The sequence below is a fragment of the Paenibacillus sp. CR_12 genome, from assembly GCF_041953985.1.
Lineage (GTDB): Bacteria > Bacillota > Bacilli > Paenibacillales > Paenibacillaceae > Paenibacillus_AQ > Paenibacillus_AQ lautus_A.
This window is the reverse complement of record NZ_JAVFHO010000003.1, coordinates 233,284-249,249: the sequence shown is the minus strand read 5'-3', so window position 1 is coordinate 249,249 and position 15,966 is coordinate 233,284. Positions and strand designations below refer to the sequence as shown.

Here is a 15,966-nt window from a genome sequence, read left to right as displayed (position 1 = left end):
CAAAACCACCGGAGCGGCTTACAGCCAAGCGTTGCTCCGGTGGTTTTTGTGTCGGCATGCGCGGATCTGCGCAGCCTGTATGCGAATAGCCCCGATCATAATCGGATGGGCAGGCATATTTTCATCAAATGCCCCCGCATTGGCTGCCGTTCCTTATTTGGATCCGGTAGTTTGAACCTGCAGCTTATGCTGTGCCGTCCTGCCAAATTGCAGCATAAACAGCAGAAGGATTCCTGCTTGCAACGCCACCAAGACGATATAGATGTTGCTGTAGGTCGAAGCTCCCTGTACCATGTTCAGCGGGTTCCAGCGGGTGCCGGCGCCAAGGTCGACGGCTTTGCCGTAAACCCCGGTGGCAATCGCGCCGGACAGGAAGTTAAGCAGCGAGAACAGTCCCATGCCGACGCCGGTTTGCTCTTTGGGCAGCGATAAGGAGATCGTCTTGGAGAGCGAGATTTGCATAAACATGATACCGACATTGCCGAAGATCAGGAACAGTGCAATCAGGAGCGGCGATACGCCAGCAAAGGTGGACAACAGGGCAAAGCACAGCAGCAGCAGGGTGGAAGCCGCATAGAATAAATAGCGGGTTCCCTTGGTATCCGCGAGCTTGCCGCCTCTTCCGCCGAGCATGGCCGTGACGACGGCTCCGGGCACCATGACAAATCCGATCCATCCCGGTGCCAGACCGTTCAAATCCGACAGCAGCTGCGGAGTAAGAAAGGGCAGCGCATAGCCGACGCTCATGATGAACATGCCGAGGACAAGTCCGACCGTATAGCTTGGGTTGCGGAATAACCGGGGCTGGACAAAAGGCGCTTTAGCCGAACGAATGCGCAGAAGGAACGCAAGGAACAGGATCAGGCTGCCTAAACCGAATATCCAGCCGCCTTGGGTCACCGCCAGAAGCAGCAGCGCGACCGTTCCGGCCAGAAGGCCGCCGCCGAGCCAATCGATCCGTGCGCCCTGGCCCTGTTCATTGCCCAGATATTTGCGATAGAGAGGGAGGGTGACCAGGATGAGCAGCGGAATGAAAAAGAGCCATCTCCAATGGAACGTGCTAACGACCAATGCGGAAACCACCGGCCCGACCGCGTTGCCTATGGCGAGCCCGGTCGCCGTTATGCCGAGTGCGCGGCCCCGGTTTTCGGCAGGGAAGTAACGGACCGGAATGATCATGGCGATTGCCGGAATGACGGCTGCCCCCGCTGCCTGAAGGATCCGTCCCAGCAGCACCATCCAGTAGGCCTGTGCGGCCAAGCCCGTGATGGAACCGACAAAGAAGAGAAGCAATCCGAAGGTGACCAGATTTTTGAGTTTATAGGTGTCGGCCAATTTTCCGTACAGGACGGAGCCTATGGCATAGATGAGCATGTAAATCGACGATACCCAGCTGACCTGGGCGAAGGAAAGTCGGAATTCCTGGCTGATTTCCGGAAGCACGATATTAAACATGGTTGCGCTCATCGACGAGAGAATCATCGTAAACGCCAGAATGCGTATTAATTTTTCAGCCGGCGGCTGTTGCGGTTGTTGATGTTCGTTCATGTGATTTCCCCCTTTCCTTTGGTTACGATTTATTCTACAATCGATAGTTAATAAATAAAAATATATATTATGACATGCATTCATATACTCAAGGATATCAATGAAGGAGGAAGAACCCCCATGGAACTGCTTCAGCTGCATTATTTTCAGACGGTGGCCCGAATGGAGCACATGACCAAGGCCGCGAAGGAACTTCGTATTGCCCAGCCTGCGCTCAGCAAGACGATTGCCCGCTTGGAGGAAGATTTGGGCGTGCCTCTGTTTGATCGGCAGAGCCGGCAAATTAAGCTCAATTCATTCGGGAAGGCTTTTCTGAAAAGCGTCGATACGGCGTTATCGGCCCTAGAGGAAGGCAGGAGGGAAGTGTCCGATTTGGCAGGCATGGAGCGGGGGAGCATCCGCATAGCAACGACGGCATTGCCCCGGCTGTCCAAAGCCCTGGGCGCTTTCCGCGCGCGATATCCTGACGTGAATTTTCGCATCATTCAGATTCCGCCCGACTCCACGATGGAGATGGTGCAGATGCTGGAAAACGGAGAAATCGATCTGTGCTTTACCGCGGCGGCCCTGGACGAAGACCACATTCGGGAGATTCCGGTCCTCCATGCGGAGGTGTTCCTGGCGGTGCCTCACGGCCATCGATTGGCGGGACGGTCCCGCATTTCCCTTCAGGAGGTGGCGGGGGAGGCCTTCATCGAGTACAAGGCAGGCCATCCGTTTCGTAAAATGAACGAAGAGTTTTGCCGATTGGCCGGGATCAGCCGGGAAGTCGTATGTGAAGTAGATGAGCCGGCGGCATTGTCCAGCCTCGTATCGGCCGGGCTTGGAGCCGCATTTGTACCCGGATGCAAAGGGGACGACATGCCCCCGTACGCGATGGTGCGCATCGAGAAGCCTTCCTGCTACCGCACCTTTACCATAGCTTGGCTGGAGCGGCGCTACTTGTCCAAGGCCGCAACGGAGTTCCAGTCATTCCTGGTAGACTATTTCGGCGAGTTTCAGGAGCCGATGAAGCATAAAGACGTGATCTGACAAATCACGTCTTTTTTCTGTCCCGGCCGCCTCCCTTCTACATAAGGGGAGCATCCCCTTCATATGGTTACTCTTTATGACAATGAGGTCTTCGCACACCCATGACGGTTGTTCTCAACAGGCTTAGGGAGAAGAAGGCTTTATTTCATGCCGGATTTTCGGCCCGATGTTCACCCGATGTTCCTTGCGAAAAAATCCTTGCCTGAAATGGAACGTTCTGGTATGCTATTGTCCTTCTCTCATTTTCGCCTTGTCTGAAGTGGATGGGTCCGCCATCTAAAATGCTTATCGGAGGTGCTTCATGCTTTATTTCACATTGGCTTCCAAAGCCTATGCCCGCAATTTGCAGTACCGCGGCGCCCACATGGTGCACAATGTCGCCAGTGCGATGTTCGGCTTCATGTATGCCTGTATCTGGCTCGGTCTCGGCGCCGATTACGCGCTCGGAGATTACGGAACGCAGGGAATGGTCGGCTACATCGCCTTTACGCAAGCCGCGCTCTGGGTTTCCAGTTTCGTCACGAATGGCCTCGGCATCCCCCAAGCCGTGCGAACCGGCCATATCTCCCTGGATTTGATGCGACCCGTTCATTTGTTCAGTCATTTGATGGCCAAGGAATGGGGGCAAATCGCCTACCAATTCGTTTACAAATCAATCCCGATCTACCTGGTGTATTATTTTGCCTTCTCACTGCAGCTGCCTGGAAAAGCAGTCACCTTCCTCTACGTTGCCATTGCGCTCGCAGGCGCCGCCTACTTATCGATTTGCATCAACTATCTCATCGGCGCATCGGCATTATGGACAACGGAATCGTCTTGGTTGTATTGGGGCAACCACGCGATGATCAATCTCCTAGCCGGTTTCTTCATTCCCATCGAATGGCTGCCGGGCTGGCTTCAGGCGATTGCCTGGTGGTCGCCGTATCCGTATCTGCTCTATGTGCCGACCCGGATCTATCTGGGCTTCGATGACGTTTCCCATCTGTGGGGCACGTTGTCATGGTGCGTGCTGCTGACGCTGGCAAGCCTGCTGGCTACCGGATTCCTAAGGCGGAAAGTGGAGGTGCAGGGAGGATGACCGCGAGATCCTGGCTATCCCTGTATGCGCTGCTGATCCGTACGAGCATCAAAAGCCGCATGCAGTACAAATTCAATTTCATCCTGGCTTCGTTTCTTGCCGCATTGATCCAAATTTCCGAGTTTCTCATGGTCGCCATCGTCCTCTACAAATTCGGAGCCATTCAGGGCTGGTCCATGCATGAAATCGGGTATTTGTTTGCCGTCATGACGCTGTCGAAGACGCTCTACCGGACGTTTGGGGATGAAGTGCATCATCTTGAGAGTTATCTGGTCAACGGGGAGCTTGACCAGCTGCTGACCCGTCCCATGCCGGTGCTGCTGGCGCTCATGCCGCAGAAATTCCGGATCATGCTGGGCGAAGTGCTGCAGGGCGGTTTTCTGCTCTGGTGGTCGCTGCATGGCATGATGGCGGCAGGTCAGGTGGGATGGAGCGCGGTGCCGCAATCGCTGTACATTATCGTCACGGGTGCCGTCATCCTGTTCTCGATCGGCCTTGCGACCGCAACCTTCGGTTTTTGGACGACCCGGATCACCGAGCTTCAGAACCTGACGGAGGATGCGGCCCGGACGGCGGCCCAGTATCCGCTCACGCTGTATCCCAAATGGATGTCGTCGATCCTGCTGATCGTGGTCCCGGTCGGTTTGGTCAATTATGTCCCATCGCTATACATACTGCGGGGCGAGCTCGGAGCCTGGGTGCTGCCTGCGTTGGCTGGAGCGGCCCTGTTATGTCTCGGTTTAAGCCTGAGGTTCTGGCAGTTTGGTTTGACGAAATATCAAAGTACAGGGAGCTAAAGGAGGATTGCGTCCATGATTGAAGTGAGCAACATACGCAAGGAGTTCAAAACGCCGGTCGTGAAGGAGGGGCGCTTCTCCGGTCTGCGAACCCTGTTTACGAGAGAATACCGGACGAAGGAAGCCGTGAGGGGGATCAGCTTTCAAGTGGAGCCGGGGGAATTCGTCGGTTACATCGGTCCGAACGGCGCCGGCAAATCCACAACGATCAAAATGCTGACCGGCATTCTCCACCCGACCTCGGGCAGCGTATTGATCGGAGGTTTGAATCCGCACAAGGAACGGCGCAGCGTGGTGAACAATCTGGGCGTCGTATTCGGTCAGCGCAGCCAGCTGTGGTGGGACTTGCCGGTGAAGGATTCCTACGATATTTTGGCGAAAATGTACTGCGTGGATCAGGCGGACAAGGAGCGCAGACTCGGACAGTTTGCCGAACTTCTGGATTTACGGGCGTTCTGGGAAACGCCTGTGCGCAAGCTGTCGCTCGGGCAGCGCATGCGCGCAGACCTCGCGGCCGCGATGCTGCATGATCCGGACGTGCTGTTCCTGGATGAGCCGACGATCGGCCTGGACGTGAACGCCAAGCGGAACATCCGCCATTTTCTCAAGCTGGTCAACGAGCAATTCGGCAAGACCATCCTGCTCACGACGCATGACATGGACGATATCGAACAGCTCTGCAATCGCGTAATGGTCATTAACAACGGCGAGCTTTCCTATGATGGAACGGTGAAGTCCCTGCGCGAGACGATCGGGCTGCCTACGGTCATCACCGTGACCTTCCGCGGACCTTTTGTTATCCCTGAGCAGTTTCAGGGGGAAGGCAATCTTTCCGTCCCGATCCGCGTGACAGGTTCTCTGGATAACACCGTCACGATTGAGGTGAACCGCCGCGAGATGAACACGCTTGATATTTTTAAAGAGCTGGGCCGCTGGGGCGAGCTGGACGATATCGATATGGAAGATCCCGATTTTGAAGACGTGATTCATAAGGTATACTGACTAAATCAAGAGAGGGCTTCAAATAGGAGCCCTCGTTTCACTCCAATATGCTAAACTACCAGTATATCCCTCATAAGGAGTCAAACACAGACGATGAGTTTTACTATTTTATACATAGAAGACGATAAGGAGATCGGCGCTTGGTCCAAAGATTTTTTAATCGAACTTGGCTATAAAGTGATCTGGAGGACTTCAGGCCATGATGCTATGGAATCTTTTGAAACGTGCAGCCTGGTCATACTGGACATCATGATCCCAGGATTGGATGGCTATACGATCGGACAGCGGTTCAAGCAGCGCCGTCCGGATGTACCGATCTTAATGCTGACTGCCAGAACGTCAATGGAGGATAAACTGCAAGGGCTATCCTTTGCCGACGATTATATGACCAAGCCGTTTCATCCCGACGAACTGGCTGCACGCATTCAGGTGCTGTTAAGACGTTCTGGTTCAATGGCTTCGGATAACCTCCAGGTGAAGCATTTAAATATTGACCGGAGAACGAACCGTATATTAAATACGGAAACGATGGATGAAATCGTTCTTACGGGCAAGCAATTTCACATTTTCATGTATTTAATCGATCATTTGAATCAGATATTAACCCAAAAGCAAATCTACGAGGCCGTATGGAGGGAACCGTATATTCATGGCGACAAATCGCTTATGGTGCATATTCGCCATTTACGGGAGAAGATCGAGATCGATTCAAGCTCTCCTCAAATTATAGAAACGATCCGGGGGGTCGGATACCGGGTGTGCTCATGAATGTGGGTCGCTCGCTTATTCAGACAAAGGAAATGAACTTGCAATGGGAAGTGAAGTCCATTCTTAGCCGCACCTCAGCTATGGTTTGGGCGGAAATTTAAACGAAACTTAAACTCCGAGTCAACTTAATGCTCTCTTTAGATAGGTATGATGAGCTTGAGGTGATGAAATGAATGAATCAAGAATGAAAAAAGCGGGGGTTGTTGCTTGCATTGCTGCTGTGCTGTATGCCCTTCCCCATTATTGGTGGGGGCTTGGCTTCGGGTTTGCATTCCCCGGGGATTTCCAGGAGACGCCGGATGATTTTTGGTCACATGCGATCGGCTACTGGGGAATGGGAACCATCGCTATGTTGGCTGCCGTCTTCGCGCTTGCTTTCGCCAGGCCTTGGGGGAGACGACTGCCGAAATGGATGTTAGTTGTTCCGGCAACAGCCGGTTCGGTGTTGTTGTCATTATGGGGATTTATCTATTTCGCCCTGCAGTATCTGTTAGCGGTTGGACGCGTTCAGTCGGCCCCGATGCACGCTGCTCAAGATGCAAGCCCCATGGCGGCGTGGGGATACTTCTGGTATGCGCTCTTTCTGGTCTGGGGAATTTCGCTAGGCATTGCTGCATACCATGCCGGAAAAACCCGATGGCGCAAAATGGAAGAGCATTTCACTAAATAATCGGAAGTAATATTTTGGATTGCACATTTTTGGTATCTTTATACAATATAATAGGATACACACCGAAAGAGGAGCCTGCAGGAGGTTCCTCTTTAATTTGGGTGCAAATGGACATAGAGGAAGTATAATATAGAGATAAGGCGAAAGCTGCCCCGGCTCTAATCATAGGAGCCCAAGAAACCCAAGAATAACATCTACATACAAAGGATGAGCCACCATGAAGTTGATGAAGCGGATCTGGTTCCGTATCGGGAACCATTACAGGAAGAAGCGGGATTTTGAGCAAGCCCTTAAATATATGAGAAAAGGCGAAAGCGCCATTACAAGTTTTAATGACAAGCTGCACTATGCGGAACTGCTGCACAACAGCGGCTATTCGGATGAGGCCGTGGCTTATCTGGGACGCGTGATCGAAACGAGCGGCAGCCATCGCGCGTACGAGCGGCGCGCCCATATTCTGCGGGAGCTGAACCGGGAGCGCGAGGCCATCGAGGATTTGGATGAAGCGATTCGATTGAATGCGGACAATTATATGAATTGGTATACCCGGGGCATTGCGCACAAGGATCTGAACCAGTACGACGAGGCGATCCGGGATCTGAAGGAAAGCATCAAGCGGGAGGACGACAGCACGGTAATTTCGACCTACTATGAACTGGGCATGGCTTATTACGAGAGCGGGAATCCGGCGGAAGCGGCGCGCTATTTTCGTTTAAGCATCCAGAAGCCGGAGCGCGCCATTCCGATGTATTACTACATGCTGTCGGTGTCGCTGGATCTGATGGATCATGTGCAGGAAGCCGTGGGCGTCCTGCAGGAGGGAATCCAGCTGGCTGACCGGTATGAAGCGGAAGCGGATGGCGGATATGCGCTGTTCGCGGGAAGCACCAACTACAGCTATGGCGCCTTCCAGACGTTTCAGCGGCAAGCGCGCGAGGCGTATTCCTTCCGGAAGCCCATGGCGGATCTGTACGTGCAGCTGGGGGATTTGGGGCAGGCCGAGCACTATCTGTCGGAGGCCATTGAACGGTATCCGGATACGTACGAACTTTACTTAAAGAGGGCGGAGGTCTTGAACCGGTCCGGCAGCAAAGCTGCGGCCAAAGCCGATTTGGAGTGGGCGATCGAGGCGGAACCGGACGATTACCGCGCATATTTCGATTTGGCCCGTATCTACCGCGAGGATGCCCGGGAAGAGGAAGCCTTCGAGCTGATTTCGAAGCTGTATGCGAGACAGCCGGATTCTCCGCTGGCTTGCTACTGGATGGCCGACTGCTACTACCGGCTGGGTCGCCAGGAGGAGGCGCTGGCAATCAATGACAAGCTGCTTAAGCTTGAGCATGATGACGCGCCCAATTATGTTCAGCGTGCCGATATTTATATGGAGATGAACGATCTGCCGTCTGCGGAGCAGGCTTTGAAGGAAGCGGCCGCGCTCCAGGACGGGACCGAGATCCGCAACAAGCTCAGCTACGTGCTCTATCTTCAAGGACGCAACGAGGAAGCGCTGCTGGAGCTGCAGGAAGCGGTTAAGCAGGAGGAAGCCTTCTCGGAGCACCCGACGTACCTGGCGGCCAGCGGTCATATTTACAAGGAGATGGGCATGTGGGACCTTGCCATCGATGCGTATTCCCAGGCGATTCAAGCGCATCCGTCCAATCCGCGATTCTATGAATTCCGCGCCGTTTGCTTCGTGGAGACCGGCCAGCTCGAGCGGGGACTGGCGGACTGCGCTCAGGGGCTCAGCTTGAACCCGGGGCAGGGAAGCCTGTACAGCCTGCGAAGCGGAATTTATTATTCGATGGGAGACTACGCGCGCGCGAAGGAGGATACGCTGCAAGTGCTGGAGCTTTCGCCGGGTCACCCCGGGGCATATTTCAGGCTGGGGCAGATTTATTACAAGGATCAGGACGAAGATGCGGCATTGGCTGCATTTGACGAGGTGCTGAAGGTGGTGCCGGAGCATGCCGAAAGCTATCTGTACAAAGCGCATATCTATTACGGCCAGTTTGAGCATGAAGATGCGGTGCAGGCGATCGTGAACTGGAGTTTGCATCTTCAGAAGGAGATGCCGGCTGCGGAGAAAATTCAAGCCATCGAAGGCCTTGAGGGTTTTGAGGAAGGTTTGCTGGATAAGGCGGTTGAACGCTTAACGGGCATGTATGGACATCAGCTTTATTTATCTTGAGAGCATGCACTTTCTGGCAGCGGGCAAGGGGTGTCACATTTTGTCTAAAATTATGGTATGATTCAATTGTTGTTGCAGCATCATGTGCTCGCAGGCGGTATCGCCACGCGGGCTTTCTTCATGTGGCAAGGAGGGGGATTTTAGGATGATCTCGCTGCAAGAGGTCAGTAAAAGCTATGGCAACGGCGCGGACCGTTACCTGGCAATCGATGCCGTCTCTCTCGATATTGAAGAGGGCAGCATACACGGCATCATCGGCGCCAGCGGAGCCGGTAAATCGACGCTGCTGCGCATCATGAACGTACTGGAGAGACCGGACGCCGGCATAGTCTCGGTGAATGGACGGGAGCTGACCGCCCTTGGCAGCAGGGAGCTTCGGGAGGCAAGAAGGTCCATCGGCATGATCTTTCAGCTGTTCCAACTGGTCAGCAACCGGACGGTATGGGGCAACGTGTCCCTGCCGCTTGAACTGGCAAAGGTACCGAAGTCTGCCCGTGCGGAGCGCGTTCAGGAGGTCCTGCGCTTTGTCGGGCTGGAGGATAAAGCGAAGTCATATCCTGCTCAGCTTAGCGGCGGCCAGAAGCAGCGGGTAGCGATTGCCAGAGCTTTGGCCAATTCGCCGACCGTCTTGCTGTGCGATGAGCCGACGTCTTCCCTGGATCCGCGGACGACGGCGGATATTCTGGATGTGTTAAGACATATTAACCGGACGCTGGGGGTTACGATCGTCATCGTCTCGCACGAAATGGACGTGGTGAACGGCATTTGCGACCATGTGTCCGTGATGGAGGACGGCCGCTTGACCCGAACGTACCGTAATCGCCAACAGGATGGAGAGGTGCCTCGAGGTACCGGAACTCCAACTAACGGTGCTGAAGAAACGGGGGGACTGGGCTTCTATGAATGACATCATTCAATACGTGAACGATTATTTGGCCTATGTCCTCCAGTATCAGCATGAAATATGGCGGGCGATCGGCGAGACGTTCATTATGGTGGGCATTTCGATTGCTGCCGCTATAATACTGGGTCTTCCGGTCGGAACACTGCTATTTCTGTGCCGAAAAGGACAGCAGTATGAGAACCGGCTATTGTTCTCCATTCTGAATGCTCTGGTCAACGTTATACGGTCATTTCCGTTTCTGCTGCTTGTCGTTGCCATGATTCCGGTCACAAGGTGGATTGTCGGTACATCGCTCGGCACGGTGGCCGCTGCCGTGCCGCTATCCGTCGTAGCGGTTGCCTACTACTCCAGATTGGTTGAGCAATCCCTGCTGGAGGTGCCGAAGGAAGTGATGGAGGCCGCCTCTTCCATGGGGGCCTCCACGATCCAGATGATATTCAAGTTCCTGTATGTGGAGGCCAGGTCGGGTCTTGCGCTCGGACTGACAACCTCCACGATCAGTTTTATTTCGTACTCCACGGTCATGGGGATCGTGGGCGGGGGCGGCGTCGGGGATTTCGCGATCCGCTACGGGTACCAGCGATTCGAGGAAGAGATCATGACGTTTACGATCATCATCATGATCATTCTGGTACAATCGATCCAGTTCGGCGGGAACCTGGCTTCCAGGCTGCTGGACAAAAGAAAAGTATAATTGCGGTTTTGAACATGCTTGCACAGATTATTTTTTACCTGGAGGTAACCTAAAATGAATAAGAAATTATCGCTGCTTCTGCTGACCCTCATGCTTGCGCTTGCGGGCTGCGGACAGCAGCCAGCCAAGGACGAAGCCCCGGAGAGCGCGGCGCCCGAAGCGAAAGAAGAAGTGACGCTGAAGGTCGCAACGCTCATTCCGCCGATGACGGAAGTGCTAGAGCTGGTGAAGCCGATGCTGAAGGAAGAAGGCATCAATCTGGACATCCGGATTCTGTCCGATAATGTGCAGCCGAACAATGCGCTTGCCCATAAAGAGGTGGATGCGAATTTCTTCCAGCATGTACCGTACATGGAAGAGTACAATGCGAACAACGGGTCGGAACTGGTTCCGGTCACGCCGATCTATAATGCCGTTTTCGGCGCGTACTCCAAAAAATACAAAACCATCGAAGAGCTTCCGGACGGCGCAACGATAGCGATTCCCAACGATCCTTCCAACATCGGCCGATCCCTGGTGATGTTTGAGAAGAACGGTCTGATCAAGCTGAAGGAAGGCGTCGGCATCCAAGCGACGCAGGCCGACATCGTCGAGAACCCGCATCAATACAAGTTCACCGAGGTGGATCTGCTGATGCTGGCCCGCACCCTCGACGACGTCGATATGGTGGCCATGACGCCTGCCTATGCCAAACCGTTGGGACTGACGCCTAAGAAGGACGCCCTGGTAACCGAGGGCAACGACTCCGATTTCACCATTACGCTGGTGGCCCGCAAGGATAACGTGGATTCCGAGCCGATTCAAAAGCTCGCCCAGGCGATGACCAGCCCCGAAGTGAAGAAATTCTTCGAGGAGAACTATTCCGAGATCGCGCTGCCGGCTTTTGAATAAATCAACGTTTCATTTTGGCCATAGCCTGACCGTTCCCCTGGTTTTCGGGGAGCGGTTATTTTTTTGAGCGCAGGCAAATATGGTATACTCTTGATGGATTTGAGAGGTGCACCTTACATACCATACGTATTGGAGTTGAGAATTTATGAAAAAAGAAGTAGTCGACAGACTCATTACCTATGCGCAGATGGATACGCAATCCGACGAGAACAGCCACACTTGCCCTTCTACCCCGGGGCAGCTGACGCTGGGCCGGCTGCTGGTGGACGAGCTGAAGGGCATCGGCATGCAGGAGGTCACCATGGATGAGAACGGCTATGTGATGGCCACGCTTCCGGCTAACACGGATAAACCCGTCCCGACCATCGGCTTTTTGGCACATATCGATACGGCGACCGATTTTACGGGTGCCGGCGTCAAACCGCGGATCGTCGAACAATATGACGGACAAGACATCGTTTTGAATCAAGCGCAGAACGTGATCCTCTCCCCGCGCGATTTTCCGGAGCTGAGCGGTTACAAAGGACATACGCTTGTGACAACGGACGGCACAACGCTGCTGGGCGCCGACGATAAAGCGGGCATTGCAGAGATCATGACGGCGATGAATTACCTGATCCAGCATCCGGAGCTGAAGCACGGCAAAATCCGCGTGGCCTTCACGCCCGACGAAGAGATCGGTCGAGGACCGCATAAATTCGACGTGGAGGCCTTTGGCGCCAAATACGCGTATACGATGGACGGGGGGCCGCTGGGAGAGCTGCAATACGAAAGCTTTAATGCGGCGGCCGCGCTCGTGACTTGCAAAGGCAAGAACGTCCATCCCGGAACGGCCAAGGGAAAAATGGTCAACGCGGCGAAAATCGCCATGGAGCTGAACGGCATGCTCCCTGCGGAAGAAGCGCCTGAACATACCGAGGGATATGAAGGCTTCTTTCATCTCACTTCCATCGAAGGCGATGTGGAGGTGACCGAGCTTCGTTATATTATCCGCGACCATGACCGGGAGCTGTTCGAAGGCAGGAAAGCCAAGCTGGCTTCCATCGTCGAAGAGCTTCAGGACAAGTATGGAGCCGAGCGGATCGTGCTTCAGATGAAAGACCAATATTACAATATGCGGGAGAAAATCGAGCCGGTCAAAGAAGTGGTCGACATCGCGCAGACCGCGATGGAGAAGCTGGGAATCAAGCCGATCATCGAACCGATCCGCGGGGGGACCGACGGTTCCCAACTGTCGTACATGGGCCTGCCGACACCGAACATTTTTACGGGCGGGGAAAACTATCACGGACGATATGAATACGTGTCCGCCGACAATATGGTACTGGCCGTCAAGACGATTATCGAGATTGTCCAGCTGTATGAGGCGCAGGCATAAGTTAAAAGGCAGTTGTGTTATTAATAGAAGAGCTCCCGGCATTCATGCCGGGAGCTCTTTTCATTTGCAGGATCATGTTTTATTCGAGCTTTTTTCCAGGCTGTACTTATATTCGCTGGGGGTCATGCCTGTCCATTTGCGGAACTGCTTGGAGAAATAGAGAGCGTCGTTGAAACCGACGGAGGAGGCAATTTCATGGATGGAGAAGGACGATCTCATGAGTGCTTTGGCCTTCTCGATGCGTACCTTCATGAGGTACTGCATGGGCGAAAGGCCCGTATGCTGTTTGAACATCTTGGACAGATGGGCCCGGTGATAGCCGAGTGCCTTCGCCATCTGATCTATGGACAGCTGCTGGTGATATTGGGTCGAAATCCAGCGCTCCGTCTGTCTCACGCCCCGCTCAATATCCGGCACGTCATTGGAGCTCGACGGAAGAAACTCGCGGTTTAACATCGCCAGCTTATGGAGCAGCAATCGGAGCCACCCGGATGCCTGAAGATCCTCCAGCCAAGGGTGATCCGATTGGTTAAACCCGAGACGCAGATGACGGTACATCTCAGCCAGGGCGTTCAGTTCGGTTTCTTCCGTGCAGCGGATAATCGGCCTGACGGGTGTAACGCCCATATCAGCCAGCAGCAGGTTGGTGCCTTTCTCCTGCAGAGCCACCCAGTTGTAGTGCCAGGGATTCCGGTCGTCCGCTTCATAGCTGAACAGAACGCCGGGAAGGATCACGAAGGTATCGCCTGCCCGGCAGTGATGCACCGTGCCAGCGCATTCGAACACGCCTTGGCCTGTCAGGACGGTGTGAATAAGGCAGTAATCATGGATGATGGGCCCGATTTTGTGGCGGGGTACGGGCATGCCTTCGCCGCTGAACAGAATGTTCAGGTCATGGCCCCCGGGCGAAGGGTTCATGCCAATCGTGTAAAGGGTATGGTCCGGCAAAATGGACATCTTTTTGGCTCCTCCTTAAACGTATGCGAAATCGATCGATGAGCGGATATGAGATAGAGTTAGATTACATAATCGCACGACAAATGTCCATATGGCACTTGTTTTGCTCCATATTCAAAAAAGGCCGATTATCTTATAGTTAGTCATGTGAAAGCGTATTAATTTATGGAGTTTAAGGAGGGCATTTATTGATGTCTAAGATTACATTCATCGGAGCAGGAAGTACCGTATTTGCCAAAAACGTCCTGGGTGATTGCATGCAGACGCCGGCTTTGCAGGGGTTTGAACTTGCTTTGTTTGATATTGACCCCGTTCGTTTGAAAGACTCGGAGAACATGCTGAATAACATAAAGAAAACCAGCGGCAGCACCTGTGTCGTAAAATCATACGGCGACCGCAAGGAAGCGCTTCGCGGAGCAAAATACGTCATTAACGCGATTCAGGTTGGAGGCTATGACCCGTGCACGATCACGGACTTCGAGGTTCCGAAGAAATACGGGCTAAGACAGACGATAGCGGACACCGTGGGAATCGGCGGAATATTCCGCAACCTCCGCACCATCCCGGTCATGCTGGATTTCGCGGCTGATATGCGGGAGGTTTGTCCGAACGCCTTGTTCCTCAACTATACGAATCCAATGGCAGTGCTGACCAATGCCATGAACACGCTGGGCGGCGTGCAAACCGTAGGATTGTGCCACAGCGTTCAGGCATGCATCCCGCATCTGTTCGATAATTTGGGAATAGACAAGGAAGGCGTGCAGGCCAAAATCGCCGGCATCAACCATATGGCATGGCTGCTTGAGGTAACGAAGGACGGCGTGGACCTGTATCCGGAAATCAAGAAGCGCGCGGCGGAGAAGCAGAAGGAGAAGCACCATGATATGGTCCGTCTCGAGATGATGCTGAACTTCGGTTACTACATTACCGAATCGTCCGAGCATAACGCCGAATATCATCCGTATTTCATCAAGCGCAACTATCCGGAGCTGATCGAACGCTTTAATATCCCGCTGGATGAATACCCGCGGCGCTGCGTGAACCAAATCGAGGGATGGAAGGCGATGCGCGAGGATTTGGTCAACAACCAGGATCTGAAGCACAACCGTTCCCATGAATATGCCTCCTACATTTTGGAAGCAATCGAGACCAATAAACCGTTCAAAATCGGCGGCAATGTGATGAATACGGGACTGATCACGAACCTTCCGAAGGAAGCCTGCGTCGAGGTTCCGTGTCTGGTCGATGCCAGCGGCGTGACGCCGACCTATGTTGGCGATCTGCCTCCGCAGTGTGCCGCGCTGAACCGCACCAATATCAACACCCAGCTGCTGACGCTGGAAGCCGCGGCAACCGGCAAGAAGGAGCATATCTATCATGCGGCGATGCTGGATCCGCATACGGCAGCAGAATTGTCCATGGATGACATCAAGAGCCTGTGCGACGACTTGATCGAAGCGCACGGAGACTGGCTTCCTAAATACCAGTAAGGAAGAATGGATGAACGAAAGTAACGCAAGGAGCAGGGGATCCTCCCCGCTCCTTGCTTTTTTTTGAAGCGCAATGGATGGGCCGATGTTACACTAAACCTAATGATGACTCGTTTTGCCTGTCACTCTATGTTAATGAAAACTGCTTATGCAGGTATATGGGGGTGCGGTATGAAGCTGAGGCTATTTATGTGCCTGCTGTTCCTGTTTACGGCAGGATGTGCCCGTGATGTAACGGTGTTCGAGTCCGCGGTTTATTCGCTGGAAGACGACAGGATTGCCGTGGACTGCTCCGACAAAGTGAATCGTAACCGGAAGAATCACACGGATGAGGGGTACCACTGTGAGGTGCTGGTCACCGAATCGACTTCCCTGAAGGCAAGTGGAGGAGGAGCTATCACGCTGGATGAGCTAAAGGAAGGCGATCTTATCCGCATCACGTTAAAAAAGCCGTTGAACATAAGCAAGAACAACAGAAGTTTTGAGGCCAAAGAAATTATGCTGCAAGCCCAATAAAAGAGAGACGCTCTTTCGCTGCGAAAGACGTCTCTCTTTTTCGTTAACGGACC

At 53.6% G+C, this 15,966-nt stretch carries 15 protein-coding genes; 13 read left to right on the top strand and 2 right to left on the bottom strand.

The genetic code is table 11. The features are described 5' to 3' along the window. Nucleotides 1-153: 153 nt before the first annotated feature. A complete protein-coding gene (locus tag RB297_RS13450) occupies nucleotides 154-1,548 on the bottom strand; it encodes an MFS transporter (protein WP_375120687.1) in 1,395 nt (464 codons plus the stop codon). 120 nt (nucleotides 1,549-1,668) lie between these two features. On the opposite strand from RB297_RS13450, the gene RB297_RS13445 reads away from it, so the two are divergent. The 11 genes from RB297_RS13445 to pepT all read left to right on the top strand — a co-directional run bounded on the left by RB297_RS13445 (nucleotide 1,669) and on the right by pepT (nucleotide 12,950). Continuing rightward, the gene (locus RB297_RS13445) at nucleotides 1,669-2,580 is read left to right on the top strand and encodes a LysR family transcriptional regulator (protein WP_192569434.1); all 912 of its coding nucleotides are present in this window, start codon (nucleotides 1,669-1,671) and stop codon (nucleotides 2,578-2,580) included. A 301-nt stretch (nucleotides 2,581-2,881) separates the two neighbouring features. Next, a complete protein-coding gene (locus tag RB297_RS13440) occupies nucleotides 2,882-3,658 on the top strand; it encodes an ABC transporter permease (protein WP_036662442.1) in 777 nt (258 codons plus the stop codon). Then, nucleotides 3,655-4,455 (top strand): ABC transporter permease, encoded by an 801-nt coding sequence (locus RB297_RS13435; RefSeq protein WP_375120686.1) that lies wholly within the window; start codon nucleotides 3,655-3,657, stop codon nucleotides 4,453-4,455. The genes RB297_RS13440 and RB297_RS13435 overlap by 4 nt, the downstream gene beginning before the upstream one ends. A gap of 15 nt (nucleotides 4,456-4,470) precedes the next feature. Beyond that, nucleotides 4,471-5,457, top strand: a complete 987-nt coding sequence (locus RB297_RS13430) for an ABC transporter ATP-binding protein (protein ID WP_375120685.1) — start codon at nucleotides 4,471-4,473, stop codon at nucleotides 5,455-5,457. Nucleotides 5,458-5,550: 93 nt separating this feature from the next. Beyond that, nucleotides 5,551-6,225 carry a response regulator transcription factor gene (locus tag RB297_RS13425; protein WP_192569430.1) on the top strand — a complete coding sequence of 225 codons (675 nt, stop codon included), beginning with the start codon at nucleotides 5,551-5,553 and terminating at the stop codon, nucleotides 6,223-6,225. A 169-nt stretch (nucleotides 6,226-6,394) separates the two neighbouring features. Continuing rightward, complete coding sequence (locus RB297_RS13420) at nucleotides 6,395-6,895, top strand: DUF3995 domain-containing protein (RefSeq protein WP_340964583.1); 501 nt, start codon at nucleotides 6,395-6,397, stop codon at nucleotides 6,893-6,895. Nucleotides 6,896-7,112: 217 nt separating this feature from the next. Beyond that, complete coding sequence (locus RB297_RS13415; RefSeq protein WP_096775264.1) at nucleotides 7,113-9,083, top strand: tetratricopeptide repeat protein; 1,971 nt, start codon at nucleotides 7,113-7,115, stop codon at nucleotides 9,081-9,083. Nucleotides 9,084-9,228: 145 nt separating this feature from the next. Next, complete coding sequence (locus RB297_RS13410) at nucleotides 9,229-9,990, top strand: methionine ABC transporter ATP-binding protein (protein ID WP_375120684.1); 762 nt, start codon at nucleotides 9,229-9,231, stop codon at nucleotides 9,988-9,990. Next, nucleotides 9,983-10,681 carry a methionine ABC transporter permease gene (locus tag RB297_RS13405; protein WP_015733860.1) on the top strand — a complete coding sequence of 233 codons (699 nt, stop codon included), beginning with the start codon at nucleotides 9,983-9,985 and terminating at the stop codon, nucleotides 10,679-10,681. Before RB297_RS13410 ends, RB297_RS13405 begins: the two co-directional genes overlap by 8 nt. Nucleotides 10,682-10,735: 54 nt before the next feature. Next, nucleotides 10,736-11,572, top strand: a complete 837-nt coding sequence (locus RB297_RS13400; RefSeq protein WP_096775266.1) for a MetQ/NlpA family ABC transporter substrate-binding protein — start codon at nucleotides 10,736-10,738, stop codon at nucleotides 11,570-11,572. A gap of 145 nt (nucleotides 11,573-11,717) precedes the next feature. Beyond that, a complete protein-coding gene (pepT, locus tag RB297_RS13395) occupies nucleotides 11,718-12,950 on the top strand; it encodes a peptidase T (RefSeq protein ID WP_096775267.1) in 1,233 nt (410 codons plus the stop codon). Between the two features lie 72 nt (nucleotides 12,951-13,022). Here the strand turns inward: pepT and RB297_RS13390 are convergent, their stop codons facing one another. Then, nucleotides 13,023-13,907, bottom strand: coding sequence for a helix-turn-helix transcriptional regulator (locus RB297_RS13390; protein WP_096775268.1), 885 nt, complete (start codon nucleotides 13,905-13,907; stop codon nucleotides 13,023-13,025). Nucleotides 13,908-14,098: 191 nt separating this feature from the next. On the opposite strand from RB297_RS13390, the gene melA reads away from it, so the two are divergent. Both melA and RB297_RS13380 read left to right on the top strand, forming a co-directional pair. Beyond that, the gene (melA, locus tag RB297_RS13385; protein ID WP_096775269.1) at nucleotides 14,099-15,397 is read left to right on the top strand and encodes an alpha-glucosidase/alpha-galactosidase; all 1,299 of its coding nucleotides are present in this window, start codon (nucleotides 14,099-14,101) and stop codon (nucleotides 15,395-15,397) included. Between the two features lie 171 nt (nucleotides 15,398-15,568). Next, entirely contained in the window at nucleotides 15,569-15,913 is a 345-nt protein-coding gene (locus RB297_RS13380) for a hypothetical protein (RefSeq protein ID WP_096775270.1), read from the top strand. Nucleotides 15,914-15,966 lie beyond the last annotated feature (53 nt).